Raw genomic sequence first — 25,154 nt, 5'->3', positions numbered from 1 at the left:
GATCCACCCCGAAGGGCTTCACCGTTCGACTTGCATGTGTTAAGCACGCCGCCAGCGTTCGTCCTGAGCCAGGATCAAACTCTCCGTGAATGCTTCCACGAAAGAGCGGCACAGCAACCACCGGAATAGGGCGGTCCTGCGCACTGCGTCCTCGCTAGTGTTACTTCATAAAGGAATCTCCAACCGATCCAGTAGGACCGGCCGGGGATGTCAACATATCTGGCGTTGACTTTTGGCACGCTGTTGAGTTCTCAAGGAACGGACACTTCCTTCAGGCGGCCTTCCGACCGGCCCTCCGGGCGCTTCGTTCTTTCGTGTTCTCAGCTTATCAGATGTTTTCCGCTCCGTTTTCCGGAGTTTCATTCGATCCGATTTTCGATTCCCGCTGAAGTGGGAATTCCTTCGACTTCGCTGCAGACCTTATCAAAGGTTCTACGTTGCTCTGCTTCGGGGTTTTTCGCCGGAACCGGTTCTGCACCCTCTCGGGCGCCCACCTTGTTCCTGCGATGTCGTAGACCCTACGCCCGGGCGGACCGTAAGTCCAATCGCGCCCAACCGTTCAAACCTACTGACACGAAAAGATCAAGTCAATGATCCCTCGGGGTGATCAACAGGCTACCAGGTTTAAAACCGCGCCCCTGACCAGGCACGCCGTGGGTCAGGCGGCCATCGGCTGGTGGTCGGTGCGGTCGGCGGCCTCGACGTCGCCGAGCTCGCCGCCGGCGGCGGCGCGCTTGCCGAGGACGAGGGCGTAGACGAGGAAGAGGGCTTCGACGGTGAGGCCCATGCCGACCCGGAGCCAGGTGGGGAGGGCGGAGCCGCTGACAAAGCCTTCGATGATTCCGGTGACCAGGAGGACGGCGGTGAGGCCGATGACGGAGCCGATGACGGCGCGGCCTTCCTCGGCGAGGGCCACGGTGCGGGTGCGGGGGCCGGGGTCGATGACGGTCCAGCCGAGGCGGAGGCTGAGGCCGGCGGCGACGAAGACGGCGGTGAGTTCGAGCAGGCCGTGCGGGATGAGCAGGCCGAGGAAGAGCGGGAGGCGGCCCGCGGAGGCCATCAGTCCCAGGCCGGCGGCGAGGTTGATCATGTTGGTGAGCAGGATGAGGATGACCGGGATGCCGAGCACGACCGCGCAGATCAGGCAGTAGGCGGTGACCCAGGCGTTGTTGGTCCACACCTTGGCGGCGAAGTTCGCCGAGGGGTGGTCGGTGTAGTAGGCCTCGTACTCGCCGCCGGGCTTGGTGAGCTCGTTCAGCTGGTCCGGCGGGATCAGGGAGTTGCGGACTTCGGGGCTGGTGCCGATCCACCAGGCGAGCAGGGCGCTGAGCAGGAAGAAGACCAGGCCGATGGTCAGCCACCAGCGGCGGGAGCGGTACAGCGCGGCGGGGAAGCTGACGGTGAAGTAGCGGGCCGCGTCGCGCCAGGAGGAGCTGCGGGCGCCGGCGACGGCGTTGCGGCCGCGGACGACGAGTGTGGTGAGACGGCCCTCCAGGCCGGGGTGCGGGGCGGCGGCCTGGACCTGGGCGAGGTGGCTGGTGGCGCGCTGGTACAGGGTGATCAGCTCGTCGGACTCCTCGCCGGTGAGTCGGCGGCGGCCGCTGAGTATCTCCAGCCGGTGCCATTCCGCCTGGTGGGCGGCGACGAAGACGTCCAGGTCCATTGCGGCTCTCTCCGGGTGCGCGGCGGGGCAGGACGGCGGGCACTGGTTGGTGTGCGGCCGGGGCGGTGCGGGGCTCAGCATGCCAGAGGCGGCGCGTGGCGCGTCGGGGGATATCGGATGCGGCTCCCGGGGTTACCGGGCGGGGGTGGGCAGCCGTATGTTTGCCGCTGTTGATCGAGGGGGGCGGGTCGCGCGACGTGGGTCGTCCGGCGCGCCCGGGAGCGGAACAGGTGGGTGGCGTGAGCGAGCTGGTGACCGGTGAGGCGGTCGTCCTGGGGCTGCGGGCGGCGAGGTTGCCGTCACGGGCCCTGGCCCGGCTGCTGGACGCAGTGGTCTACATGATGGGGTACTTCCTCTGCGGAATCGCGATGCTCTTCGGGCTGTCCGCGATGGAGGGGGCGGCGGGGGACGCCTTCGTGATCGCGCTGATGGTGTTCTTCACGGTGCTGCTGCCGGTGATGGTGGAGACGCTGTCACACGGACGGTCGGTGGGGAAGGCGGCGCTGGGGCTGCGGGTGGTGCGGACGGACGGTGGTCCGATCCGCTTCCGGCACGCGCTGGTGCGCGGGCTGGTGGGGGTCATCGACTTCGGTCTGATGGGGATGCCGGCCGTGGTGGTGTCGCTGTTCTCGGAGCAGGGGCGCCGGCTGGGCGACATCTTCGCGGGGACGCTGGTGATCCGGGAGCGGTTGCCGCAGAGCGCCAGCGGCCACGGGATGGTGCCGCCGGTGCCGCCGCAGGTGATGCACATGCTGGGGGCCGATCTGGTGGCGCTGGACCTGTCCGGCGTGCCGGACAGCCTGTGGCTTTCGATCCGCCAACTGCTCAGCCGGATGCGCGAGTTGGACCAGCCGGTGGCGACCGGCCTGGCGGACCGGCTGGCCGCCGATCTGGCCGGACGGATCGGCTGGTCGGTGCCGCAGGGCCTGCCGCCGATGGCGTACCTGGGCGCGGTGACGATGGAACGCCAGCGCCGCGAGTGGGAGAAGGCGGCCCCGGCGGCGTACGGCGCACCGATGTACGGGGCGCCGATGTACGGGGCGCCGGTGCCCATGCCGGTTCCGACGGCCATGCCGGTGCCGGCGCAGGCCGGTCCGGGCCCGGTGGGCCCGCCGCAGCAGCCGAACGGGAAGCCGGTGCGGATGCTCGGCGTCCCGCAGCAGGCGCAGCCCGCGGAGGCCGCTCCCCCGGCCCCCGCGGCTCCCCCGGTCCCCACCGAGCAGCCCGTCCCCCTCGCGAAGGCCGCAGCACCTGCGGCGCCCCCGCTGCCCTCCCAGTCGCCCGCCGGCGAAGGCGGCGGCGGGTTCGCGCCGCCGGCGTAAACGGAGCGGTCAGCGGCGGGGGTTGGGCGGGCTGTCGAGTTCTTCGAGATCGATGCCGGGGGCGGCGAGCAGCACGTCCCCGGTGAGGTGGACGTCGCGGAGTTCGCCGGTTTCGAGGTCGGTGACCCGGTAGTGCTCGACGGGGAGCGGTCCGGTGTCGGTGGGGTGGTCCTCGACGGTGAGCAGCTGCCAGCTCTGGTCGAGGGTGCGGGGGGCGAGGGCCTGGCCGGTGAAGGAGACCAGGCGGATCCGGGCGCTGCTGCCGGGGTCGAGGTCGAGCAGCCGCGCGGTGGCGATCAGGAACGCGGGCGAGTCGCCGGTGAAGGCGTGGGCCCGGTCCTCGCCCTCGACGGCGTCGGAGGTGGCGGGGTCGGCGGCGGCCCGGACCCAGTGCACGCCGTCGAGTGCGCCGCCGCGCACCTGCCAGCCGCCGCTGCGGAGTTCGACGCGGATCGGGCGGTGGCGGGCGTCCAGGGTGAGGTCGGTGGTGCCGAGGACGGTGCCGTCGGGACGGTAGCTCTTGGCGACGTAGCGCCAGCCGGCCGGGCCGGGGGCGCACTGGAAGCGTTCCTCGCCGAGCGGGGTTCCGTCGTGCGGGTCGTGGAGGGTGTAGCGGCCGTTCGGCATGGGGGGAAGCCTACGTAATCCGGCGTGCAACCTTTGCGGGGGCGGGCCGCATCAGGGGGTCGGCGGCGCGGTTGTGCCGTCGGTCCACTGGGAGGAGGGGCTCCGGAGATGGCGGAGCTGGCGCGGGACGAGGAGTTCACCGCGTTCGTGACCTCCAGGGCGGTCTGGTTGCGGAGTGTCGCGTATCTGCTGTGCGCGGACTGGCATCGTGCGGACGACCTGGTGCAGGAGTCGATCACCAAGCTGTATCTGCACTGGGGGCGGGTGAGCCGGGCGGAGAATCCGGACGGCTATGCCCGGGCGGTGCTGGTGAACGCGTTCCTGGCGGAGCAGCGCACCGCGTGGTGGCGGCGGACCAGGCCGGCGGCGCGGCCGCCGGAGGGGCCGGCGCCGGTGGAGGCGGATCTGGCGGTGTCGCTGGACCTGCGGGAGGCGTTGGCGGCGTTGCCGCCGCGCCAGCGTGCCACCGTGGTGCTCCGCTACTACTGCGATCTGACGGTCGAGCAGACGGCGGAGGAGCTGGGGTGTTCGAGCGGCAATGTGAAGAGCCAGAGTTCGCGGGCGTTGCGGGCGCTGCGGCGTTCGGTGCGGCTTCGTCCGGCGGGGAGGTCGGAGGCATGACCGGGGACGGGGAAGAGCTGTCCGTGCGGATGGCGCGCTTCGTGGCCGCGGAGGAGGTGTCGGCCCCGCCGTCGCGGGTGGATCCGGCGCTGGCGGTGCGGCGGGGCCGGGCGGTGCTGCGGCGGCGGTCCTGGTCGGTGGTGGCGGCGGCTGCCGCTGCGGCGGTGCTGGCGGCGGGGTCGTTCACGCTGCTGGGCGGGAACGGGGACGGGTGGGATCCGTCCGCCCGGCCGACGGATCGGGGTGCCGGGTGGCCGGCGCCGGTACCCGGCCACACGGTGTTGACGGTGCCGGCCCGGTTCGGCTGGCTGCCGGCCGAGGTGACGGAGGTGGAGTTCCGTTCGAGCTCGGCCGGGGTGGAGGTGGTGGCCACGGGCGCCGGGCCGCACTTCACGCTGACCGCGTTCCCGGTGGGGGTGACCCCGCTGGTGGACCCGCTGCTGGGCCCGGGCGACGGGGTGCGGGTGGACGCGCCGCCGGTGAACGGGCAGGAGGCGTACTGGATGACGTCGAGCGACCCGGGGTTCGCGAGGACGCTGAACCTGTTGCGGTTCCGCGGCCCGGACGGGCGCTGGTTCCAGCTGGACAGCACGGGTCTGGCGGAGGCGGACCGGCAGCAGCTGCCGCTGCGGGTCGCGACGGGGGTGGTGATGGGGAAGTACACACCGCCGATGCCGGTCGCGTTCTCCTCGCTGCCGGCGGAGGCGGTGGTGACCCAGGCGTCGCTGCGGCGCACGGTGGGCGGTTCGGACCTGTGGACGGCCCGGGTGGGCCTGCAGGAGCGGGGCGGCCACGCCGTCACGGTGTCGGCGGTGCCGGAGGGCCCCGGGCAGGCCACGCTGCCGCTGCGGGACACCGGGCTCTGCACGTCCGGCAAGGGCATGCGCTGGTGCGTGGACGAGTTGCATCCGGCGTCGGACGAGCAGAGCAAGCTGCAGGTCTGGCTGACCCGGGTGGTGCCGCGCGGCGCGGACGACCGCGAGTGGTCGGTGGACGTGCTGCCGTAGTCCCGCGAACGCGCCGGTGCCCGGCACCCCCGCGGTGGGGGTGCCGGGCACCGGCGTGACGGCGGGACGTCAGTAGCGGTACTGCTCCGCCTTGTAGGGGCCCTCGACCGGGACGCCGATGTAGTCGGCCTGCTCCTGGGTGAGGGTGGTGAGCTTGACGCCGAGGGCGTCGAGGTGGAGGCGGGCGACCTTCTCGTCCAGGTGCTTCGGCAGGACGTAGACGCCGACCGGGTACTGCTCGGTCTTGGCGAACAGCTCGATCTGCGCGATGGTCTGGTTCGCGAAGGAGTTGGACATCACGAAGGACGGGTGACCGGTCGCGTTGCCGAGGTTCAGCAGACGGCCCTCGGAGAGGACGATGATGGTCTTGCCGTCCTCCTTGCGCCACTCGTGGACCTGCGGCTTGATCTCGGTCTTCACCACGCCGGGGAGCTTGGCGAGGCCGGCCATGTCGATCTCGTTGTCGAAGTGGCCGATGTTGCCGACGATGGCCTGGTGCTTCATCCGGGCCATGTGCGAGGCCATGATGATGTCCTTGTTGCCGGTCGTGGTGACGAAGATGTCGGCGATCTCGACGACGTCCTCGAGCGTGGCGACCTGGTAGCCGTCCATCGCGGCCTGCAGGGCGCAGATCGGGTCGATCTCGGTGACGATGACGCGCGCGCCCTGGCCGCGGAGCGACTCGGCGCAGCCCTTGCCGACGTCGCCGTAGCCGCAGACGACCGCGACCTTGCCGCCGATCAGCACGTCGGTGGCGCGGTTGATGCCGTCGATGAGCGAGTGGCGGCAGCCGTACTTGTTGTCGAACTTCGACTTGGTGACCGAGTCGTTGACGTTGATGGCCGGGAACAGCAGCTTGCCGTCGCGGTGCATCTCGTACAGGCGGTGGACGCCGGTGGTGGTCTCCTCGGTGACGCCCTTGATGGTGGCGGCGACCTCGGTCCACTTCTGCGGGGTCTCGACCAGGGTGCGGTTGAGCAGCTCCAGGATGATCCGGAACTCGTCGTTGTCCGCGGTGTCGGGCGACGGCGCGGCGCCGGCCTTCTCGAACTCGACGCCCTTGTGGATCAGCAGGGTGGCGTCACCGCCGTCGTCCAGGATCATGTTCGGGGTCTGGCCGTTCGGCCAGGTCAGCGCCTGCTCGGTGCACCACCAGTACTCCTCCAGGGTCTCGCCCTTCCAGGCGAAGACCGGGACGCCCTGCGGGTCCTCGGGGGTGCCGTTCGGGCCGACCGCGATGGCGGCGGCGGCGTGGTCCTGGGTGGAGAAGATGTTGCAGGAGCACCAGCGGACCTCGGCGCCCAGGGCGGTGAGGGTCTCGATCAGCACGGCGGTCTGCACGGTCATGTGCAGCGAGCCGGTGATCCGGGCGCCGGCCAGCGGCTGGGACTCGGCGTACTCGGCGCGGATCGACATCAGGCCGGGCATCTCGTGCTCGGCGAGCTGGATCTCCTTGCGACCGAACGAAGCCAGGGAGAGATCGGCGACCTTGTAGTCGCCGGTGGGCTGGGTGGACATGCGAACTCCTCGCTGGATGAGCTGGATGGGCCTGGTTACGGGTGTGCTGAGCGGCAGAGGGGCGCGGTGGCATCCCTCTGCTGCGGCACAATCCGTCGGAGGACCTCTCTCCTTCGACCGGAGCGGAGCTCCGCTCGACCGCCATCAGCAGCGACGTTTGGCACTCCGACGAATCTACACCGATTGGACGCGGCTCAGTGGGCGTTCGGGCCGGGACCACCCGGCGTCGCCTCGGCGTCCGGTCCGGCCAGCGCCTTCTCCTCGGACCAGATGTCGGGCTCCAGGTAGATGGCGCGGGCGATCGGCACCGCCTTGCGGACCCTGACCTCGGCCCGGTCGATGGCCTCGGCGACCACGGCGGCGCTGTCCTCCGCGTTGACGGCGATCTTCGCGGCGACCAGCAGTTCCTCGGGGCCGACGTGCAGCGTGCGCATGTGGATCACGCCGGTGACGGTGTCGTGGTCGACCAGCGCCTCGCGGATCTGCGCCACCACCTCGGCCTCGGCGGACTCGCCGATCAGCAGCGACTTGGTCTCCAGCGCCAGCACCAGCGCGATGGCCACCAGCAGCAGGCCGATGCACAGGGTGCCGATGCCGTCCCACACCGCGTCCCCGGTGATGACGGTCAGGCCGACGCCGAGCAGCGCCAGCAGCAGGCCGACCAGCGCGCCGCTGTCCTCCAGCAGCACCACGGGCAGCTCGGGGGCCTTGGCGCGGCGGATGTAGGACGCCCAGCCGTGCTTGCCCTTGGCCTTGGACGCCTCGCGGAACGCGGTGAGGAAGGACCAGCCCTCCAGCAGGATGGCGAAAACCAGCACGCCGACCGGCCAGTACCAGTTCTCCAGCTCGTGCGGGTGGGCGATCTTCTCGTAGCCCTCGTAGATGGCGAACATGCCGCCGAGGCTGAACAGCACGATGGAGACCAGGAACCCGTAGACGTACCGCTCGCGGCCGTACCCGAAGGGGTGTTCCTCGGTGGCGGCCCGCTTGGAGCGCTTGCCGCCGACCAGCAGCAGCACCTGGTTGCCGGAGTCGGCCAGCGAGTGCACGCCCTCGGCGAGCATCGAGGAGGAGCCGGAGAATGCGAACGCCACGAACTTGCTGACCGCGATTCCGATGTTCGCGGACAGTGCCGCGACCAGTGCCTTGGTGCCGCCTTCGGTACTCAACCCGGTACTTCCCTCCGCAAGGGCCCGAACTTTGCCGGGCCTTGGTTGACGAAGGGACGATACCGTGTCAGTTCCGGGTGGCCAGGCCCAGGTACACGGCTGCGAAATCGGTCAGGCCGATCAGCTCGGCCAGTGCCTGCAGCGGGTCCTCCAGGCTGGAGGTGTGCTCGGTGATCCGCACCTCGTGGGCGGCCGCCAGTCGGCGGGCGCGGGCCACCGGCCAGGCCGGCTCCTCGAGCTCGGCGACGCCCGGGGTGTGGCGGAGCATCAGCACCTGGAGCTGGAGCGGCACCGGCTCGTCGACCCGGTCGCGGAAGAAGTCGTCGGGGTCCGCGCCGGCTCCGAGGCGGCCGTTGAACATGCCGCGGTGCGCGGTCAGCGCCTGCGGGAGGCGGGCGGTCAGCGCGGGCAGGCCGGCCCGGTCGGCGAGGGCGGCGGCGAACCGCTCCCCCGCGGCGGCGGCCGGGGCCCCGTCGGACCACAGCAGCGGGACGGTCTCGGCGAGTTGACCGGCCAGCGTCTTGGCCGGGTTGTCGTACGCCTGGGCGTCGGGGCGGCAGCGCACCGCCACCTCGTCCAGCCGGTCGGCGGCGGCCTCCAGCGAGCCGGGGACGAGCGGGGCGACGCCGATCCGGTCGGCGAGGGTGAGCAGCGGGGCGAGCACCGCCCACAGCGCGGCCGGGTCCTCGGCGGGCAGGTCGGGTTCGGCGTCGGCGCCGTCGGGTTCCACCGCGCTCGGTTCGAACGGCAGCGGCAGGCCGCGCACCTGGAGGGCTGCCTCGGCGAGCTCCGAGCCGTCGGGGGCGATCACCGCGATCGCGCAGCCGCGGGTGTACGCCTGCTCGGCGAGGTTGATCATGCCGCCTTCGCGGCCGCCGGCGCTGGCCAGCACCACCAGGTCCAACGGGCCTGCCCAGCCGGGCAGTTGCCAGGACTCGCCGTCGGTGAAGGCGGGCCCGGCGGGGCGGGCGTCGGCGGGCGGCAGCGGCCAGACCTGGCAGCTGGGCACCGCCAGCGCGGCCAGCACCGCGGCGGCGGTCAGCACCCCGCCGTGCCCGGCGACCAGCACCGCGCGCGGGCGGCCCTCGGGGTTCAGCCCGTTCACGCCGGCCGCGTCGGCGCGGCGCAGCGCGACCCGGATCCGGGCGCCCGCCCCGGCCAGGGACAGCAGTTCACGTCGGCGGTCGGCACGCTGCAGGGCGGCCGGGTCGTCCAGCAGGGAGTCGTCGAACATGGCGGCTGGCCTCCAGCGACTGGCGGGGCAGGGTCAGGACGGGCGGCGGGCCTCGTCCACCAGCAGGACCGGGATGCCGTCGCGGACCGGGTACACCAGGCCGCAGGCCTCACCGGTGCAGCGCAGCTCGTGGGTCTCGCCCTCGGTCTCCTCGGCGAGCGGCGCGCGGCACTCCGGGCAGACCAGGATCTCCAGCAGGAAGGACGGCAGGCTCATGGTGGTCGGGCTCCGGATCTGTGGGTGTCGCGGTACGGATGGCCGGTGACACAGCAGTACCCCGGCCGGTGGCAACCCTACCGGCCGGGGCACCCGAAAAGTCAGCGGCTGGCTGACCGTGCGGTCAGGCCCGCACGATGGCCAGCACGCCGTCCCGCAGCTCTTCCATCTTCGCCGGGTCCTTGGCCTCGGCGTTCAGGCGCAGCAGCGGCTCGGTGTTGGAGGCGCGCAGGTTGAACCACCAGTCCGGGCCGGCCACGGTGAGGCCGTCCAGCTCGTCGACGGTGACGCCGTCCTGGCCGGCGTAGGCGGCGCGGACCTGCTCGGTGGCGGCGGCCTGGTCGGCGACGGTGGAGTTGATCTCGCCGGAGGCCGCGTACCGGTTGTACCGCGCGGTCAGCGCGGACAGCGGCGCCTGCTGCCCGCCGAGGGCGGCCAGCACGTGCAGCGCGGCCAGCATGCCGGTGTCGGCACGCCAGAAGTCGCGGAAGTAGTAGTGCGCGGAGTGCTCGCCGCCGAACACCGCGTCGGTGACGGCCATCTCCTGCTTGATGAAGGAGTGGCCGACCCGGGTGCGGACCGGGACGCCGCCGAGGTCGCGGACCACCTCGGGGACGGTCCAGGAGGTGATCAGGTTGTGGATGATCGTCGGGTTGGCCTCGCCGGCGGCCTGGGCGCGGGCGATCTCGCGCTCGGCGACCAGGGCGGTGATCGCGGACGGGGAGACCGGGTCGCCGTTCTCGTCGATCACGAAGCAGCGGTCGGCGTCGCCGTCGAAGGCCAGGCCGATGTCGGCGCCGACCTCGCGGACCTTGGCCTGCAGGTCGACCAGGTTGGCCGGGTCCAGCGGGTTGGCCTCGTGGTTGGGGAAGGTGCCGTCCAGCTCGAAGTACATCGGGACGACGTCCAGCGGCAGGCCGTCGAACACGGTGGGCACGGTGTGGCCGCCCATGCCGTTGCCGGCGTCGACGGCGACCTTCAGCGGGCGGATCGCGGTCAGGTCGACCAGCTTGAGCAGGTGCGCGGCGTAGCCGTCCAGGGTCTCCTTGGCCGACAGCGTGCCGGTGACGGCGTCGGAGGCCGGGACGTGCACCTTGCCGTCCTCGTCGAGCCAGGACTCGACCAGCTCGCGGATGTCGGCCAGGCCGGTGTCCTGGCCGACCGGGGCGGCGCCGGCCCGGCACAGCTTGATGCCGTTGTACTGGGCGGGGTTGTGCGAGGCGGTGAACATCGCGCCGGGCAGGTCCAGGCTGCCGCTGGCGTAGTACAGCTGGTCGGTCGAGCACAGGCCGATCTCGACCACGTCGGCGCCGCGCGAGGCAGCGCCCTCGGCGAACGCGCGGGACAGCGACGGCGAGGACGGGCGCATGTCGTGGCCGACCACGACGGCGTTGCCGCCGATCACCTCGACGAAGGCCGCACCGAACGCGTACGCCAGCGACTCGTCCCACTGGTCCGGCACGACGCCCCGGACGTCGTACGCCTTCACAAGCTGCTTGAGGTCCCGCACCAGAATGCTCCCGTGTGTGTGCTGCGATGTGCTGCGCGCATACCGGACGCGCCGTCCGAGCCGCAGATGGGCAGCGTACCCGGCTCCGGGGAACCTCAGGTGTCAGGCCGGTGCGGGGCCGGTCAGTTGTCCGGGGAACGCAGCACCCGCAGGTGGCCGCGGCGGCCGGACTCGCCGTCCGGCGGCGGGTTCTGACGGGACGTCCGCTCCTGCGGGCGGGCGGCCTCGCGCACCGCGTTGGCCAGCGCCTCCAGGTCGTCGCTGCTGCGCCGCAGCGGGTTGGTCTCGGCGGCCAGCCTCACGACCTCCCAGCCGCGCGGGGCGGTCAGGCGCTCGGCGTGTTCGGCGCACAGGTCGTAGCAGTGGGGTTCGGCGTACGTCGCGAGCGGGCCGAGCACCGCGGTGGAGTCCGCGTAGACGTACGTCAGCGTCGCCACGGCCGGACGGCCGCACGCGGTCCGCGAACAACGACGTACAGAGCTCACGAGGGTGGACGGTACCGCAAGTGGGACCGGGCCGCGAAGACCCGCCCCCGGCTCGCGTGTCCCGGTGCCGTCACGCGCCGTGCTCGAGTGGTCCACTTCCGGGCATCCAGGGACTACCCTCGACACTGCTATGGACAGCTCAACACCCCCGTCCCCGCCCGGTTCCGGTCGCCGCAGGCACCGCGACCGGCACGGCCGTGGCCTGCGCGGGCCACTGGCCCCGCCGCAGGTGCCCATTTCGCTGACCCGCTCCGAGCTCTTCGACGACTACGTCCGGGAGTCGATGGAGCGTCTGCTGCGGCGCTGGCCGCAGTTGGAGGACGTGGAGTTCGCCGTCCTGGAGGTGCCGCTGCCCGTCAAGGGCGAGCCGGAGCCGGACATGGTGCCGCTCGGCCGGGTGATTCCCGGGCGGGCGGGGCGGCGCAGCCGGATCCTGGTCTACCGGCGGCCGGTGGAGATCCGCGCCAAGTCGAAGGAGGACCGGGCCGCGCTGGTCCACGAGATCCTGATCGAGCAGGTCGCGGAGCTGCTGGGCCTGTCGCCGGACGCGATCGACCCGCGGTACGGCGAGGAGTAGCCGGCCCGGGGGCCCGCTGCTCCTCGCCGCGGCGCGCTACTTGAGCACCACGCCGGGGTCGCCCGCGACCTGCGGCACCTGGACGGTGGCGTGGTCGTCGCGCAGCTGCTGGGTGGTGAAGGTGGGGATGTCCTTGACGTTGGTGGCCAGCTGACGGGCCGCCATCACCGGGCCGCCGCTCAGGGTCTCCACGGTGATCGCGAAGGGCCCGTTCAGGCCGGCCGGTTCGATGCCGTCCACGGCGACGGTGGTGCCCGCCGGAACCGACACCTCCTTGGTCACGGGGGTGCCGCCGCTGGCGCCGGCCGAGGAGGAGACCCGGACCTTCGCGTCGGAGTCGACGGCGGTCAGCATCAGGGTGGTCTGCCCGCCGCGGTTGTCGGCGATCGAGGCCCGGGGGCCGACGGGGGCGCCGCCGGCCAGCCAGGTGGCCTCGGTCTTGCCCTTGTTCTCCCGGTCGACCCGCAGTCCGGCCACCACGGGGGCGGTGGCGCGCTTGGGGTCGGACGGGGTGAGCCGGAGCGCGCTGACGCCGTCCCGGGTCTCCTGGGTGAACTGGAAGTCCAGGACGGCGGTCATACCGGCCTTGACGTGGATGCTCTCCTTGTTGACGGGCGTGTACCAGCCGTTCTTGCCGGACAGCTGGACCTTCAGGTCGGCGTCGTCCGAGGAGTCGGTGGCCACCACCAGGTGGGCGGTGGTGACGTCCGCGGGGATGCCGGGGATGGTGACGCTGGTCGCGGGGTCGGCGGACGGCTCCAGCCAGTCGGCGCCCTTGTTGCCGTCGCGGGCGTGCAGGCCCGCGCCGATCCGGCCGCTGCGGGCGACCACGTGCACGGCGAGGTCGGTGACCGCGCCCTTGCTGAGCCCGTTGAGCGCGATCGACTGCGAGCTGCCGGGGGCGACCGCGATGCCGGTGGCCAGCTCGTTGTCGATCAGGCCCTTGTCGCCGTACATGCGCAGGTCGACCACGGCGGGCAGGCTGTCGGCGTTGACCAGGGTGATGTAGTCGTACCGGTCCGAGACGGTGCTGGCGCCCGAGAACCAGAAGCTGGTGCCGGAGGGCGCGCAGCGGACGCCGGACAGCGCGGTGGCGCCCTGCTCGGAGGTGGTGGTCTGGCTGACGGTGAAGCCGGGGGCGAGGTTGCCGGTGGCGATCGCGAAGGCGCCGGGGGCGTTGTCGTTGTTGGCGGCCGGACCGCTGACCGGGACGCCGGGCTTGGCGAGCGTGACCCGGGCGTCGAACGCCGCCCCGGCCTGCTTGGCGGGGCCGCCGGACGGCGCGTCGGACGGCTGGCCCGAGGGCTGGCCGGACGGGTCGCCGGAGGGGCCGGCGGCGGGCCGGACGGGGTTCTGCGCGGCCAGCACGTTCTCGGGCCTGACATCGCCGAGCACGCCGGTGCCCGCGCTGCCGGTGCCGCCCTCGGGGCTGAACAGGGTCAGGCTGGTCGAGCCGACCGCGCCCTGCATCGGCATCGGGCACACCAGCGAGGTGCGTTCGACCTGCGCGGTGGTGCGCTGGCCGGCCGCGCCGGTGGACTGGGCGACGGGGGCGCGCAGTTCGGCGATGCCGAACACCAGGCCGAGCACGGCGACCCCGGCCAGCAGTGACTGGCCGGTGCGGCTGCCGCCCTTGACCGCGCTCAGGTCGGGCGCCTTCAGCTTGGGGGCCTTCAGGGTGGGCTTCTTCATCGCGGGTCAGCTCCCCGTCCCGGGCCGCTGCGGGTGGTGGCCGCCGCCGTAGGGGTCGTTGGGGTCGTAGTAGGTGGTGGGCTGCTGCTGTTCGGGCAGCCAGGTCTGCTGCTGCCCGTCCTCCTGTGGGTACCCGGCGGCGTACGGGTCGGTCCAGCCCTGGGCGGGCGGGGTGTCGTAGCCGTAGCCGGGCTGCTGCTGGCCGAACTGGTCGTACGTCTCCGGCTGGTAGGGCGCGCCGACCGGCTGCTGCTGGGTGTAGTCGTAGCCGTAGCCGTCGGACTGGTAGCCCTGCTGCTGGTACGGGTCCGCCTGGTAGGGGTCGGCCTGGTACGGGTCGGCGAACGGCTCGGGCTCGGCCTGGTAGGCCGGGGCGGGCTCGGGTTCGCCGGCCTGCTGGGGCGGGATGCCGGGGGCGTACACGCCGGGTTCGGCCTGCTGGTCCTCGCCCTCGCCTCGTTCGGCGAGCCGGCGGGCCCGGCGGCTGCCGGGGGCGGGGGCCTGGGCCTGGGCAGCGGCGGCCAGGGTCTGGGCGGCCACCACCTCCTCCGGCAGGTCGTCGTCGTTGTGGTTGCGGCGGCCGGGCAGTGCCAGCACCAGCACGACCACGCCGAGCGCGAGCTGCGCCCAGACCCAGCCGGTGTGGAGCAGCCTGCCGCTGCGGGTGACCTCCAGTCGGCCGCCCTGGGTGGGCAGCTCGAAGCCCTGCGCCCAGTCGTCCACGGTGACGGCCGTGAGCGGCTTGCCGTCCAGGGTGGCCTGCCAGGCGGGGTCGGCCTGTTCGGCGAGCCGCAGCTGACGGCCGGCCGGGCCGGCCGGGATGGTGGTCCAGATGTCGTGGGCGCCCGCCGGGACGACCACCGGGACGGTGCCCGGGCTGACGATCTGGGCCCGGGTGCCGGGGACGGCGGTGACCTGCCAGAGGCCGACGCCGTTGTCCAGGCTGAGCCGGATCACGCCCGGGGTGGTGTCGAGGACGTCCCGGACCTTGCCGATCACCGGGTCTTTGACCTGGATGTAGCTGACGCCGTACCCGGCCAGCGTGCGGGCCAGGTCGCCCCCGGAGCCGGCCAGCAGCTTGGCCGTGATCTTGCCGATCTGCTGGTCGGCGGCCTCGTCCACGGTGCCCTCGGCCTGACCGGTGGTCAGGCCGGCGCCGCGGACCAGCGCGTAACGGATCGCGGAGCCCTCGGCGTCGCCGCTGACCATCAGGGTGCGGGAGCGGTCGGAGGTGTCGCCGGCCTCCGCGATGAACGCCGGGACCTGCGCGGCGACGTCGCGCCGCAGCGGGCCGTCGGCGCCGACGATCGCCCACCAGGCGGCGGTGCCGACCGGGGCCAGCACGGCGAAGGCCAGCACCAGCGCGGCGACCGGCTGGCGCCAGCCGAACGCGATGCCGGAGACCCGGGCGTTGGCGCCGTCGGCGCCGATCGCGGCGGCGGCCAGCAGCGCGACACCGGCCAGCAGGGTGGCGGGGCCGGCCCAGGCGGCGACGTCGGGACCGCCGGAGGCGGGGGTGACGGTGGTACCGGCCACCACCACCGAGAAGATCAGTCCGGCGGCGGCCGCACCCCAGGCGGCGAGCACCGCGCGGCGGCGGTCGGCGCGCAGCAGCGCGGCGAGCGCGGACAGCACCACTCCGGCCGACAGCCACACCGGAGGAACACCGGCGCCACCGGGGTTGACCAGCACCAGGCCGAGCGGGTCGGCGGCCGGGCCGCTGAAGCCGGGGACGCCGGCCTCCAGCAGCAGCCGGGACGGGTGCATGAGGACCTGGACCGACCAGGGGGCGAGCACCAGCACGGGCACGCCGAGGATCACCAGGACGCGCAGGCCGAGCAGCCGCACCGCCTGCACGCCGGAGCCGAACGCCCCGCCGCGGATCACCGCGTGGACCAGCGCGGCCACGCACAGCGGCACCGCTATGGCCCAGGTGAGCGGGACGAAGGCGGTGCTGACGGTGAGCAGCAGCACGGTCATCCAGGCGGAGCGCCAGCCGGGGCGGGCGCCCTTGGCGGCGGTCTCCTTGCGGATGCCGAGGCCGGCGGTGATCGCGGCGGCGCGGGCCAGCGGGGGCAGCAGCACGGCGAGCACCGCGGTGCCGATCCGGCCCTGCGCCAGCGCGCCGGTGGCGGCGGGCAGCAGCGCGTAGGTGGCGCTCGCCCAGGCGCGGACCAGCTTGGACCCGATCAGCGGCCGGGAGACCAGGTAGGCGCCGACCGCCGAGAGCGGCACGGACAGCACCACGATCAGGGTGATCGCCAGGTCGGCGTGGTCGAACAGCGCCCAGGAGAGGATGGACAGCACGCCGAGGTAGGGCGGAGTGGCGGCGGTGGAGCCGGTGCCGACGGGGTGCCAGGGGTCGGCGAACATGTTCCACAGCCCGGCCGCGCCGTCACTGGCGGGCAGCAGCGCGCCGCCCTGCAGGAAGCCGGAGCCGATCAGGTTGCGGCAGGCGACCAGGGAGAACAGCAGCAGTGCGGCGAACAGCACCGGGGCGGGCCGCCGCATCAGCTTCTTGATCAGCGCGAACTGTTCGACCACCAGGTCGTCGGTCTCGTCCTCGCCGGGCCCGGACTCGACGGAGCCGTGCCGGCCCGCGCCGGCGTCGTCGGCGCCGCCGATGCCCAGCGAGCCGACCACGTTCTCGACGGCGAGCCGGGCGGTGGCGCCGGGCGCGGGGAAGAGTGTGCGGTCGTCCAGCGAGTCGACCGAGCGGGTCTTGCGGCGGCGCGCGCGGGCGGCCATCAGCCGCGGCAGGCGCAGCAGTTCGTGGCCGAGACCGGCGATCTCGTCGTACGCCTTCCGCGGGTCCTTGCCGACCAGGTTGACGATCACCCCCAGCAGGGTGCCGATGATCAGCCGGAGCAGGACGTACGGGAACAGCGCGCCCTTGGAGTTGGCGAGCAGGGTGTAGACGGCGCCGGACTTGTCGACCCGGTGCGGGTGGGCGGGGCCGCAGTCGATGGCGCGGCGTTCGCGGCTGGCCGCCTCGGCGTGCCGGAGCACCGCGTCGGGGGCGACCACCACCCGGTGGCCGGCCGCGTTGACCCGCCAGCAGAAGTCGGTGTCGTCGCGCATCAGCGGCAACGCCTGGTCGAATCCGCCGAGTTCCTCGAACACGTCGCGGCGCACCAGCATGCCGGCGGTGGAGACGGCGAGCACCGGGCGGACCTGGTCGTGCTGGCCCTGGTCCTGCTCGCGGCGGTCGAGTCCGGTCCAACGGCGGCCGGAGCGGGCGATGGTGACGCCGACTTCGAGCAGCTGCCTGCGGTCGTACCAGGAGCGGAGCTTGGGGCCGACCACGGCGGCGGTCGGGGTGGAGTCGGCGACCTGGAGCAGGCGGCGCAGGGCGTCGGTCTGCGGTTCGCAGTCGTCGTGCAGCAGCCAGAGCCATTCGACCGGCTTGGTCTCGCGCGGTCCGCCGCGGCCGAGGTCGTCCTCGTGGGCGAGCGGGTCGCCGAAGTCGTCCCAGCCGCCGGTGACCGGGTCGTAGCCGGACGGGTCGAGGCTGTACGTGAGGTCTTCGGGGCGCAGCGGCGGGCTGTTGAAGACGGCTTCGCCGACGGCGCGGCCGAAGCCGACCCGGCGGCCGAGGACCTGCGGGCCGCTGTCGGGGAGCCAGTCGCCGAGGGTGTCGGCGAGCAGCTGTGGGGAGTTGTCGGTGGAACCGGTGTCGACCGCGAGGATGCGCTGGACCTGCCGGTCCTGGCCGAGCAGCCCGGCGAGCGCCTGGGGCAGCCAGCGGGCGCCGTCGTGCGAGACGATCACCGCCGTGACCAGATGGCGCGGGTAGGCGGGAGGCCTGGCAGCGGAGAAGCCGCTCTGGTGGCTGTAGACAGTCATCGGGTGCGCGGACCACCGGTTCGGGTTTGACGGCAGATGACGCACCACACTAACGGCTCCGGGCGATCCGGTTGTCCCGGGTGGTGTGAAGAGACGGTGCAACGGGTATCGGCGCCGCCGGCCCGGATGTTGCGGGAATGCGAAAGCGCCCCACCTGGTGGTGAGGCGCCGACACGGGTGAGGTCTGCGGGGAGGTCAGACCGCGCTCTTCTTCAGACGGCGGCGTTCGCGCTCGGAGAGACCGCCCCAGATGCCGAACCGCTCGTCGTTGGCGAGGGCGTACTCCAGGCACTCGGCGCGGACCTCGCACGCCAGGCAGACCTTCTTGGCCTCCCGGGTGGATCCGCCCTTCTCGGGGAAGAACGACTCGGGGTCGGTCTGGGCGCACAACGCGCGCTCCTGCCAGCCGAGTTCCTCTTCGTCTTCCTCGATGCCCTCACCGATCAACAGCTCAAAGAGCTCGCTCATTCTGGCGCGCCTCCTCTGCCCCTCTTGGCGTCCCCGTGGTGTTGCCGTTGCCGGTGCGGCGGAACGACACGAGAGAAATTACAGTTGCGTCACTCTGGCCCAGTCAAGCCGAGCTCTGGTATTGGGCCAAGGATTCACTCCCCGGAACCAAGCCACTACGAATAGTGTACATATCCGGACAACCTGGACATCCCACCTGGTTCCTGACCTGACGTCAGCCCGCCCGATCGTGCCCGACCTGCCGGTTCGAGGCGATCTCACGCCGTCCTTTCCCCGTGATCTTCCCATCCAAACCCGATTGGGCGTTTATCACCCCATCCGGCGGTTCCAGGACGATGTGACCCGAATGTCCGACCTGGCTCCTTGACACTGGAGGGTCGGTTGCGGTCTGCTTGGCGGCATGTCAGAGTTCCCGGCCCTTTTCGCCGACCGGCGCCGCCAGGCGCTCCTCGGTGCTGCCGCGAACTCCTCGTGTTGTTGCCGCTGTCTCCGCTGTATCTAGGCGCCCGCGTCCCACCGCGCGCCGCCCCCGGAACAGAGGCCGACCGCGCGACAGTCCCCCCTGAACGCTCTCGCGGATCCGGCTGATCCATGCCCGCAGCCGAACCCGAGGACGTCACACCGTGCGAATGCCCCGCCTCCGCAAGCGCAACCGCGACCGCAAGCCCCTGCCTCTGCCCGTGGCCACCCCTCGCTGGACGGACGGTCTGAGCGACGTGTCCATCGCGGGCGACCCGACGGCCTTCCCGCACCTGGCCCGCACCGACCTGCCCGCGCACCCCACCACCGTCGCCGGCTACGCCCGGCTGGTCCGGGAGATCGCCGCCGACCGCGCCCGCTGGGAGCCGCTGGTCCGCTACGACGCGCTGACCCGCTGGTACTCCCGGCTGGAGACCGGCCCCGGCTACGAGGTGTGGCTGCTCAGCTGGCTGCCCGGCCAGTCCAGCGGCTTCCACGACCACGGCCGCTCGGCCGGCGTGATGACGGTCCTTCAGGGTGAGCTCACCGAACGCTCGTTGACGGCGGGCGGCGAGGGCACACGCGCCCTGACCCCCGGCGGCCTGCGGGTGCTCGCCACCGGCCACCTGCACGAGATGGTCAACGCCTCGCTGGAGCCCGCGGTCTCCGTCCACCTGTACACGCCCGGCCTGGTCGAGATGAACCAGTACCCGGCGGCGACCCAGCAGCTCCGTCACCGGGTGCACTGACCCGCTGGCAGGATGAAGTCATGCGAATCACTGCACTGGCGGGCGGCATCGGCGGGGCCAGGTTCCTGCGCGGACTCCGGGCGGCGGTCTCGCCCACCGACGAGATCACCGTCATCGGGAACACCGGCGACGACATCCACCTGTACGGGCTGAAGGTCTGCCCCGACCTGGACACCGTGATGTACACCCTCGGCGAGGGCATCCACGAGGAGCAGGGCTGGGGCCGCCGCGACGAGACCTGGTCGATCAAGGAGGAGATGAAGGCCTACGGCGTCGGCCCCGAATGGTTCGGGCTCGGCGACCGGGACTTCGCCACCCACATCGTCCGGACCCAGATGCTCGGCGCCGGCTACCCGCTGTCCGCCGTCACCGAGGCGCTGTGCGACCGCTGGCAGCCCGGCGTGCGACTGCTGCCGATGAGCGACGACCGGGTGGAGACGCACGTCCGGATCACCGACGCGGACGGGCCGCGGGTGGTGCACTTCCAGGAGTACTGGGTGCGGCTGCACGCCGCCGTCGAGGCCGAGGCGATCATTCCGGTCGGCGCGGACACCGCGAAGCCCGCGCCCGGCGTGCTGGAGGCCATCGCCGGGGCCGACCTGGTGGTGCTCCCGCCGTCGAACCCGGTGGTGTCGATCGGCACCATCCTCGCCGTCCCCGGCATCCGGCAGGCGGTGGCCGGCGCGAAGGCCCCCGTGGTGGGCCTGTCCCCCATCATCGGCGGCGCGCCCGTGCGCGGCATGGCCGACAAGGTGCTCGCCGCTGTCGGCGTGGAGACCTCGGCCGCCGCTGTTGCCCGGCACTACGGATCTCGTGGCAACGGCGGGCTGCTGGACGGCTGGCTGGTGGACAGCTCGGACGCCGCCGCCGTCGCCGAGGTGGAGGCCGCCGGCATCGCCTGCCGGGCCGTGCCGCTGCTGATGACCGACGTCGACGCCACCGCCGAGATGGCCCGCGCCGCACTGCAGTTGGCCGCCGAGGTCGCCAAGTGACCACCGACGGACTGCGGTTGCTGCCGGTCACCGGACTGCCGGAGATCGCCGAGGGCGACGACATCGCCGAACTGATCGCCAAGGCCGGCGAGTTCGAGGACGGCGACATCCTGGCGATAACGTCCAAGATCGTCTCCAAGGCCGAGGGCCGGCTGCTGCACGCGGACGACCGCGAAGCCGCGATCGACGCCGAGACCGTCCGGGTGGTCGCCCGGCGCGGCCCCGTCCGGATCGTCGAGAACCGCAACGGCCTGGTGATGGCCGCCGCGGGCGTCGATGCGTCCAACACCGCCCCCGGCACCGTCCTGCTGCTGCCGCTCGACCCGGACGAATCCGCGCGCCGACTGCGCGCCCGGCTCCAGCAGTTGACGGGCCGACGGCTCGCCGTGATCGTCACCGACACCTTCGGGCGGCCCTGGCGCAACGGGCTCACGGACGTGGCCATCGGGGCGGCAGGGCTCCGTGTGCTGGAGGACCACCGGGGGCGGACCGACAGCCACGGCAACGAGTTGCGGCTGACCGTCACCGCCACCGCCGACGAACTGGCCGCCGCCGCCGACCTGGTGAAGGGCAAGGCCACTGGCACGCCCGTCGCGATCGTGCGAGGCCTGGCCGGCCTGGTCACCGCGGAGGACGGGGACGGGGTCCGGGCGATCATCCGCTCCGCGAAGGACGACATGTTCCGGCTGGGGACGTCGGAGGCGATCCGGGAGGCCGTCACGCTGCGGCGGACCGTGCGTTCCTTCACGGATGAACCGGTGGACGGGGGCGCGGTGCGACGGGCGGTCGCCGCTGCCGTCACCGCGCCCGCGCCGCACCACACCACTCCGTGGCGGTTCGTGCTGCTCGAATCCGCGGAGAGCCGGACGCGGCTGCTGGACGCGATGCTGGGCGCTTGGCAGCGGGACCTGCGGGAGCTCGACGGGTGGTCCGAGGAGCGGATCGCGCAGCGTACTGCGCGTGGCGAAGTGCTGCGCGGGGCGCCGTACTTGGTGATTCCGTGCCTGGTGATGGAGGGGTCGCACGATTACCCCGACGGGCGGCGGGCCGGGGCCGAGCGGGAGATGTTCACGGTCGCGATCGGGGCTGCGGTGCAGAACCTGCTGGTCACCCTCACCGGCGAGGGGTACGGGTCCGCGTGGGTGTCGTCGACGATGTTCTGCCGGGAGACCGTGCGGGACGTTCTGGACCTCCCTGCGGACTGGGACCCCATGGGCGCGATTGCCGTGGGACGGCCGGCGGAGGCACCGCGGGAACGTCAACCGCGGTCGGCGGATGCCTTTTTGACAGTGCGGTGAGGATATTCAGGGGCTCGGGGAACGGCGAGGCCGAGCTGCGGGTGGTCGGAGACACCGGTAGGTCATGACTGCGGCGGGTCAAAGACAGGGACCAGAAAAGGCGGGACGCACAGTGCCCTGTTGATCCTCCGCAGACTTGGCCCCGCCGTTCCCCGGGCCCCTGGTTTCGCACCCGTACTGCCTACCTGCCTCGGTGGTCGTTCGGGGTCAGGCGCGGGCCGTACTTGGGTGGGCGCGCGCCTGTGAGGGGGAGGATGCGGCAGAGGCGGTAGCGGTGGGGGCGGTAGGGCTCGAGGAGGGTGAGCATTTGGGCGTCGTCGCTGCGGGGGCGGCCGGCGAGGGCCCAGCCGACGATGTTGGGGAGGTGGAAGTCGCCGACCGAGACGGCGTCGGGGTCGCCGTTGCTGCGCTGGAGGGTTTCGGCGGCGGTCCAGATGCCGATGCCGGGGACGGCGGTGAGGCGGGCGAAGGCGTCGGCGGAGGGCATGGTGGAGGCGGCTTCGAGCTTCGCGGCGAGGCGGACGGCGCGTTGGACGGTGGCGGAGCGTTTGGGGTCGACGCCGGCGCGGTGCCAGGCCCAGCTGGGGATCAGGGACCAGTCGCGGGCGGTGGGGGTGACGCGCAGGCCGAGGTCGGCGGCGGGGCCGGGGGCGGGGGTGCCGTAGTCGCGGAGCAGGGTGCGCCAGGCGCGGTAGGCCTCGCCGGTGGTGACTTTCTGTTCCAGGATGGCGGGAACGAGGGATTCCATCACCAGGCCGGTGCGGGTCAACCGGAGCCCGGGGCAGGTGCGTTGGGCCTCGCGGAGCGGCCCGGGGGGCAGGACGAGCCCGGCGGGGTCGTCCTCGGCGCCGAGCAGGGCGGGGAGTTGTTCGAGCAGCCAGCCTGCGCCGGGGCCCCAGGCGGTGGCGGATATCTCGTCGTGGTCGGGGCGGATGCGCAGGGTGCCGGGGCCGTCGGGGGTGCGGGAGGCGCGCCAGACGGTGCCGTCGGGGGTGCGGTGGAAGGCGGGGTCGCCGGTGCCGCGTTGCAGCGGGTAGAGGGTGCGGCCGAGGTCGAGGGGGTAGCCGGGCCGCCACTGTCGGGTCAGCTCTGGCATCGGGTTCCTCGGGGTGTGCGGGTTCGCGGGGGCGTCTGCGAGGGTAACGCGGAGAGGCGGGTGGACGGGCGGGCACCCTCCCGTCCGGGCGTGCGCAGGACGTAGGCTGGGGCGCACCATGACTGCGCCTTTCGCTGCCGACGCCCGCACCCCCGCCGAGCTGCTGCAGGCCTACCTGCGCGCCGGGGCCGGTGCCGATCCGTCCCGCCCTCTGGTGACCTTTTACGACGACTCGACCGGGGAACGGGTGGAGTTGTCGGCGAAAACCTTCGACAACTGGGTGGCGAAGACGGCCAACCTGTTGCAGGACGAGCTGAACGCCTCGCCGGACGACCGGGCGGCGCTGCTGCTGCCGGCGCACTGGCAGACCGCCGTGTGGCTGCTGGCGTGCTGGTCGGTGGGCGTGGTCGCGGTGCCGGGCGGTGAGCCGAAGGACGCGGACCTGGTGGTGTCGGGTCCGGAGGGTCTGGAGGCGGCGCAGGAGTGCCCCGGGGAGCGGGTGGCGCTGGCGCTGCGTCCGCTGGGCGGCCGGTTCCCGCAGCGGCCGGACGGGTTCCTGGACTACGCGGCGGAGGTGCCCGGGCAGGGCGACCGGTTCGCCCCGTACTCGCCGGTGGATCCGCAGGCGGCGGCGCTGGAGTCGTCGGTGGACGGCCTGGCGCTGAAGCTGACGGGCGAGCAGGCCGTGGCGCTGGCCCGGGAGGGCGCGGCCCGGCTGGGTCTGGACAGCGGCAGCCGGGTTCTGTCGACGCTGTCGTTCGACGACTGGACGGGGTTGGAGGCGGGCCTGCTGGCGCCGCTGGCGGCCGGGGCCTCAGTCGTTCTGTGCCGGAACTCCGAACAGTTGACGGATGGTCAGTGGCAGCAGCGGATCGAATCCGAACGGGTGACGCTGCGTCTCGGCTGACCGGCCCGGCCCGCGTGGCCGAACAGTTCTGCGGCAACGGCGCGCACTGCCCGGTGAGGTGATCCGGGCGGGGCGCGCCGTTGCCGTTTCCCGCCGCTCCGACGGGTGACGGCGGCCCGGAGCCGGGGAGTTCGCCGGGCGGGCTCCTCTAGGGTGGCCCGGATGAACAGCGGACACCCGAACCGGGGTGACTCGGACAGCTCGGGCCGGCAGCACTCAAGTCGGCGGGCGCGGCCGTCCAGGCCCGCGGGTGCCAGTGCGGCGCCGGGCGGACGGGCGGCGCGGCGGCGCGGCCGGGTGGTGCGCGGGCGGCGGGTGCTGACCTGGGTGGCGGGCTCGCTGAGCCTGGTGCTGGCGGCGGGCTGCGGCGGGGCGTTCTACGTGTACCGGCACTTCAATCGGAACATCTCCTCGGTGAAGGTCCAGGTCGGCGACGAGTCGGAGCGCCCGCAGGCGACCAACGACGCGCTGAACCTGCTGGTGATCGGCACCGACAGCCGGGTCGGCCTGGGCCGCGAGTACGGCGACGAGGGATCCACCGGACACGCGGACACCACGCTGCTGTTCCACATCTCCAAGGACCGCAGCAACGCCACGGTGCTGTCGATCCCGCGCGACCTGATGGTGGCCGTCCCGGAGTGCCGCAGTGGCGAGAAGCGGATCCCGGGCGAGGCGCGGGCGATGTTCAACAGCAGTCTGGGGCAGGACGGGCGGGACCCCGGCTGCACCTGGAAGACCGTGGAGAAGCTGACCGGCGTCCGGATCAACCACTTCATGATGGTCAACTTCGAGGCGGTGAAGTCACTCTCCACGGCGGTCGGCGGCGTCGAGGTGTGCGCGGCCACCGCCATCGACGACCCGTACTCGCACCTGAAGATGTCCGCCGGGCGGCACGTGGTGCAGGGCGAGGAGGCGCTGGCGTTCGTCCGGACCCGCCACGCGGTGGGACTGGGCGGCGATCTGACGCGCATTCCGCTCCAGCAGCAGTTCATCAGCTCGATGATCCGCAAGATGAAGAGCAGCGACACCCTGACCAGCCCGGCCAAGCTGTGGAGCCTGGCGGACGCCGCCACCAAGGCGCTGACCGTGGACAGCGCCATCAACGACGTCAACCGGCTGAAGGACCTGGCGCTGGACATCTCCCGGGTGAACACCGGGAACATCACCTTCACCACGGTGCCGGTGCTGGACGACCCGACGGACAGCAACCGGCTGGTCCTCAAGCCGGGTGACGCGCAGCAGCTGTTCGCGATGATCGCCGCCGACCGTTCGCTGACCGAGGTCGCGCAGCAGCAGGCGTCACCTTCCCCCGCCCCGACCCCGTCCCAGCTCGACGCCGACGACGTGAAGGTGACGGTCCGCAACGGCACCGGGACGCCCGGACAGGCCGGGCGGGCGGTCTCGGTACTGAGGGCGAAGGGATTCGCGCTGGCCGCCTTCGCCAGCAACGCGGAGGTCCGGCAGGCCAGTTCGGTGTCCTACCCGGCGGGCCAGGAGGACCGGGCGCGGGCGGTGGCCGCCGCGCTCGGGCTGCCCGCGACAGCCGTGCGGGCGGGTGGCCGGGACGGCGTGACGGTGCTGCTGGGCGCCGATTTCGTCGGGGCGGGCTCGCCGTCGGCGGTGCCGACCGAGGCGCCGAAGGATCTCCAGCGGGTCCGGGCGGACGACACCAACGTCTGCGCGTCGAAGTTCAAGTAG

The 25,154-nt window shown here is 72.6% G+C and carries 21 protein-coding genes and 1 rRNA gene; 9 read left to right on the top strand and 13 right to left on the bottom strand.

Features of this window, described 5'->3' with window-relative positions; all coding sequences use genetic code 11:
• A 16S ribosomal RNA gene (locus ACIHEI_RS15750) occupies positions 1 to 90 on the bottom strand; the annotation flags it as partial.
• A gap of 568 nt (positions 91 to 658) precedes the next feature.
• The gene (locus tag ACIHEI_RS15745) at positions 659 to 1,663 is read right to left on the bottom strand and encodes a stage II sporulation protein M (RefSeq protein ID WP_396606959.1); all 1,005 of its coding nucleotides are present in this window, start codon (positions 1,661 to 1,663) and stop codon (positions 659 to 661) included.
• 239 nt (positions 1,664 to 1,902) lie between these two features.
• Between ACIHEI_RS15745 and ACIHEI_RS15740 the strand changes: the two genes are divergently transcribed.
• Positions 1,903 to 2,985, top strand: a complete 1,083-nt coding sequence (locus tag ACIHEI_RS15740; protein WP_396606958.1) for an RDD family protein — start codon at positions 1,903 to 1,905, stop codon at positions 2,983 to 2,985.
• Positions 2,986 to 2,994: 9 nt separating this feature from the next.
• Here ACIHEI_RS15740 and ACIHEI_RS15735 read toward each other — a convergent pair whose 3' ends face one another.
• Entirely contained in the window at positions 2,995 to 3,612 is a 618-nt protein-coding gene (locus ACIHEI_RS15735) for a hypothetical protein (protein WP_387644952.1), read from the bottom strand.
• A gap of 108 nt (positions 3,613 to 3,720) precedes the next feature.
• On the opposite strand from ACIHEI_RS15735, the gene ACIHEI_RS15730 reads away from it, so the two are divergent.
• Both ACIHEI_RS15730 and ACIHEI_RS15725 read left to right on the top strand, forming a co-directional pair.
• Positions 3,721 to 4,233, top strand: a complete 513-nt coding sequence (locus tag ACIHEI_RS15730; protein WP_387867061.1) for a SigE family RNA polymerase sigma factor — start codon at positions 3,721 to 3,723, stop codon at positions 4,231 to 4,233.
• The gene (locus tag ACIHEI_RS15725; RefSeq protein ID WP_396606957.1) at positions 4,230 to 5,240 is read left to right on the top strand and encodes a hypothetical protein; all 1,011 of its coding nucleotides are present in this window, start codon (positions 4,230 to 4,232) and stop codon (positions 5,238 to 5,240) included. Before ACIHEI_RS15730 ends, ACIHEI_RS15725 begins: the two co-directional genes overlap by 4 nt.
• 69 nt (positions 5,241 to 5,309) lie before the next feature.
• Here the strand turns inward: ACIHEI_RS15725 and ahcY are convergent, their stop codons facing one another.
• The 6 genes from ahcY to ACIHEI_RS15695 all read right to left on the bottom strand — a co-directional run bounded on the left by ahcY (position 5,310) and on the right by ACIHEI_RS15695 (position 11,468).
• Entirely contained in the window at positions 5,310 to 6,758 is a 1,449-nt protein-coding gene (gene ahcY / locus ACIHEI_RS15720; protein ID WP_387644945.1) for an adenosylhomocysteinase, read from the bottom strand.
• Between the two features lie 194 nt (positions 6,759 to 6,952).
• A complete protein-coding gene (locus ACIHEI_RS15715; protein WP_392954586.1) occupies positions 6,953 to 7,927 on the bottom strand; it encodes a cation diffusion facilitator family transporter in 975 nt (324 codons plus the stop codon).
• A 67-nt stretch (positions 7,928 to 7,994) separates the two neighbouring features.
• A complete protein-coding gene (locus tag ACIHEI_RS15710; RefSeq protein ID WP_392954588.1) occupies positions 7,995 to 9,161 on the bottom strand; it encodes an SIS domain-containing protein in 1,167 nt (388 codons plus the stop codon).
• A 33-nt stretch (positions 9,162 to 9,194) separates the two neighbouring features.
• Positions 9,195 to 9,377, bottom strand: a complete 183-nt coding sequence (locus ACIHEI_RS15705; RefSeq protein ID WP_100590227.1) for a Trm112 family protein — start codon at positions 9,375 to 9,377, stop codon at positions 9,195 to 9,197.
• A gap of 124 nt (positions 9,378 to 9,501) precedes the next feature.
• Complete coding sequence (locus tag ACIHEI_RS15700; protein ID WP_387645026.1) at positions 9,502 to 10,890, bottom strand: phosphomannomutase/phosphoglucomutase; 1,389 nt, start codon at positions 10,888 to 10,890, stop codon at positions 9,502 to 9,504.
• 119 nt (positions 10,891 to 11,009) lie between these two features.
• Positions 11,010 to 11,468, bottom strand: a complete 459-nt coding sequence (locus ACIHEI_RS15695) for a DUF3499 domain-containing protein (RefSeq protein WP_396606956.1) — start codon at positions 11,466 to 11,468, stop codon at positions 11,010 to 11,012.
• A 34-nt stretch (positions 11,469 to 11,502) separates the two neighbouring features.
• On the opposite strand from ACIHEI_RS15695, the gene ACIHEI_RS15690 reads away from it, so the two are divergent.
• Positions 11,503 to 11,949 (top strand): metallopeptidase family protein, encoded by a 447-nt coding sequence (locus ACIHEI_RS15690; protein ID WP_387644934.1) that lies wholly within the window; start codon positions 11,503 to 11,505, stop codon positions 11,947 to 11,949.
• Between the two features lie 36 nt (positions 11,950 to 11,985).
• Here the strand turns inward: ACIHEI_RS15690 and ACIHEI_RS15685 are convergent, their stop codons facing one another.
• From ACIHEI_RS15685 to ACIHEI_RS15675, 3 genes are all read right to left on the bottom strand, one after another.
• Complete coding sequence (locus ACIHEI_RS15685; protein ID WP_396606955.1) at positions 11,986 to 13,641, bottom strand: DUF5719 family protein; 1,656 nt, start codon at positions 13,639 to 13,641, stop codon at positions 11,986 to 11,988.
• A gap of 6 nt (positions 13,642 to 13,647) precedes the next feature.
• Positions 13,648 to 17,487 carry a glycosyltransferase gene (locus ACIHEI_RS15680; RefSeq protein WP_396606954.1) on the bottom strand — a complete coding sequence of 1,280 codons (3,840 nt, stop codon included), beginning with the start codon at positions 17,485 to 17,487 and terminating at the stop codon, positions 13,648 to 13,650.
• Positions 17,488 to 17,682: 195 nt separating this feature from the next.
• Positions 17,683 to 17,955, bottom strand: a complete 273-nt coding sequence (locus tag ACIHEI_RS15675) for a WhiB family transcriptional regulator (RefSeq protein ID WP_014136066.1) — start codon at positions 17,953 to 17,955, stop codon at positions 17,683 to 17,685.
• A gap of 629 nt (positions 17,956 to 18,584) precedes the next feature.
• Here ACIHEI_RS15675 and ACIHEI_RS15670 point away from each other — a divergent pair.
• From ACIHEI_RS15670 to ACIHEI_RS15660, 3 genes are read left to right on the top strand one after another with little or no spacing between them, the layout of a single operon-like run.
• Positions 18,585 to 19,163: a cysteine dioxygenase gene (locus ACIHEI_RS15670; protein WP_396606971.1), complete on the top strand. Its 579-nt coding sequence runs from the start codon at positions 18,585 to 18,587 to the stop codon at positions 19,161 to 19,163.
• A gap of 20 nt (positions 19,164 to 19,183) precedes the next feature.
• The gene (gene cofD, locus ACIHEI_RS15665) at positions 19,184 to 20,155 is read left to right on the top strand and encodes a 2-phospho-L-lactate transferase (protein ID WP_396606953.1); all 972 of its coding nucleotides are present in this window, start codon (positions 19,184 to 19,186) and stop codon (positions 20,153 to 20,155) included.
• On the top strand, positions 20,152 to 21,453 hold the full coding sequence (locus ACIHEI_RS15660; protein WP_396606952.1) for a coenzyme F420-0:L-glutamate ligase: 1,302 nt from the start codon (positions 20,152 to 20,154) through the stop codon (positions 21,451 to 21,453). Before cofD ends, ACIHEI_RS15660 begins: the two co-directional genes overlap by 4 nt.
• A gap of 181 nt (positions 21,454 to 21,634) precedes the next feature.
• Here the strand turns inward: ACIHEI_RS15660 and ACIHEI_RS15655 are convergent, their stop codons facing one another.
• Positions 21,635 to 22,549 carry a DNA-3-methyladenine glycosylase family protein gene (locus tag ACIHEI_RS15655; protein ID WP_387867080.1) on the bottom strand — a complete coding sequence of 305 codons (915 nt, stop codon included), beginning with the start codon at positions 22,547 to 22,549 and terminating at the stop codon, positions 21,635 to 21,637.
• A 118-nt stretch (positions 22,550 to 22,667) separates the two neighbouring features.
• Here ACIHEI_RS15655 and ACIHEI_RS15650 point away from each other — a divergent pair, with 118 nt between their 5' ends.
• Both ACIHEI_RS15650 and ACIHEI_RS15645 read left to right on the top strand, forming a co-directional pair.
• Positions 22,668 to 23,456: a TIGR03089 family protein gene (locus ACIHEI_RS15650; RefSeq protein ID WP_387644920.1), complete on the top strand. Its 789-nt coding sequence runs from the start codon at positions 22,668 to 22,670 to the stop codon at positions 23,454 to 23,456.
• Positions 23,457 to 23,618: 162 nt separating this feature from the next.
• Positions 23,619 to 25,154, top strand: a complete 1,536-nt coding sequence (locus ACIHEI_RS15645) for an LCP family protein (RefSeq protein WP_396606951.1) — start codon at positions 23,619 to 23,621, stop codon at positions 25,152 to 25,154.

The organism is Kitasatospora sp. NPDC051984 (assembly GCF_044593455.1).
Taxonomy (GTDB): Bacteria; Actinomycetota; Actinomycetes; order Streptomycetales; family Streptomycetaceae; genus Kitasatospora.
The sequence above is the reverse complement of the archived record's forward strand: the minus strand, read 5'-3'. Positions and strand labels throughout refer to the sequence as shown.

Excerpts from the sequence above, each read along its gene's own strand:
- ACIHEI_RS15685 (WP_396606955.1), bottom strand. The coding sequence starts at position 13,641 with ATGAAGAAGCCCACCCTGAAGGCCCCCAAGCTGAAGGCGCCCGACCTG.
- ACIHEI_RS15745 (WP_396606959.1), bottom strand. The coding sequence starts at position 1,663 with ATGGACCTGGACGTCTTCGTCGCCGCCCACCAGGCGGAATGGCACCGG.
- ahcY (WP_387644945.1), bottom strand. The coding sequence starts at position 6,758 with ATGTCCACCCAGCCCACCGGCGACTACAAGGTCGCCGATCTCTCCCTG.
- ACIHEI_RS15650 (WP_387644920.1), top strand. The coding sequence starts at position 22,668 with ATGACTGCGCCTTTCGCTGCCGACGCCCGCACCCCCGCCGAGCTGCTG.
- cofD (WP_396606953.1), top strand. The coding sequence starts at position 19,184 with ATGCGAATCACTGCACTGGCGGGCGGCATCGGCGGGGCCAGGTTCCTG.
- ACIHEI_RS15730 (WP_387867061.1), top strand. The coding sequence starts at position 3,721 with ATGGCGGAGCTGGCGCGGGACGAGGAGTTCACCGCGTTCGTGACCTCC.
- ACIHEI_RS15710 (WP_392954588.1), bottom strand. The coding sequence starts at position 9,161 with ATGTTCGACGACTCCCTGCTGGACGACCCGGCCGCCCTGCAGCGTGCC.
- ACIHEI_RS15645 (WP_396606951.1), top strand. The coding sequence starts at position 23,619 with ATGAACAGCGGACACCCGAACCGGGGTGACTCGGACAGCTCGGGCCGG.
- ACIHEI_RS15675 (WP_014136066.1), bottom strand. The coding sequence starts at position 17,955 with ATGAGCGAGCTCTTTGAGCTGTTGATCGGTGAGGGCATCGAGGAAGAC.
- ACIHEI_RS15725 (WP_396606957.1), top strand. The coding sequence starts at position 4,230 with ATGACCGGGGACGGGGAAGAGCTGTCCGTGCGGATGGCGCGCTTCGTG.
- ACIHEI_RS15690 (WP_387644934.1), top strand. The coding sequence starts at position 11,503 with ATGGACAGCTCAACACCCCCGTCCCCGCCCGGTTCCGGTCGCCGCAGG.
- ACIHEI_RS15680 (WP_396606954.1), bottom strand. The coding sequence starts at position 17,487 with ATGACTGTCTACAGCCACCAGAGCGGCTTCTCCGCTGCCAGGCCTCCC.
- ACIHEI_RS15670 (WP_396606971.1), top strand. The coding sequence starts at position 18,585 with ATGCCCCGCCTCCGCAAGCGCAACCGCGACCGCAAGCCCCTGCCTCTG.
- ACIHEI_RS15655 (WP_387867080.1), bottom strand. The coding sequence starts at position 22,549 with ATGCCAGAGCTGACCCGACAGTGGCGGCCCGGCTACCCCCTCGACCTC.
- ACIHEI_RS15705 (WP_100590227.1), bottom strand. The coding sequence starts at position 9,377 with ATGAGCCTGCCGTCCTTCCTGCTGGAGATCCTGGTCTGCCCGGAGTGC.
- ACIHEI_RS15735 (WP_387644952.1), bottom strand. The coding sequence starts at position 3,612 with ATGCCGAACGGCCGCTACACCCTCCACGACCCGCACGACGGAACCCCG.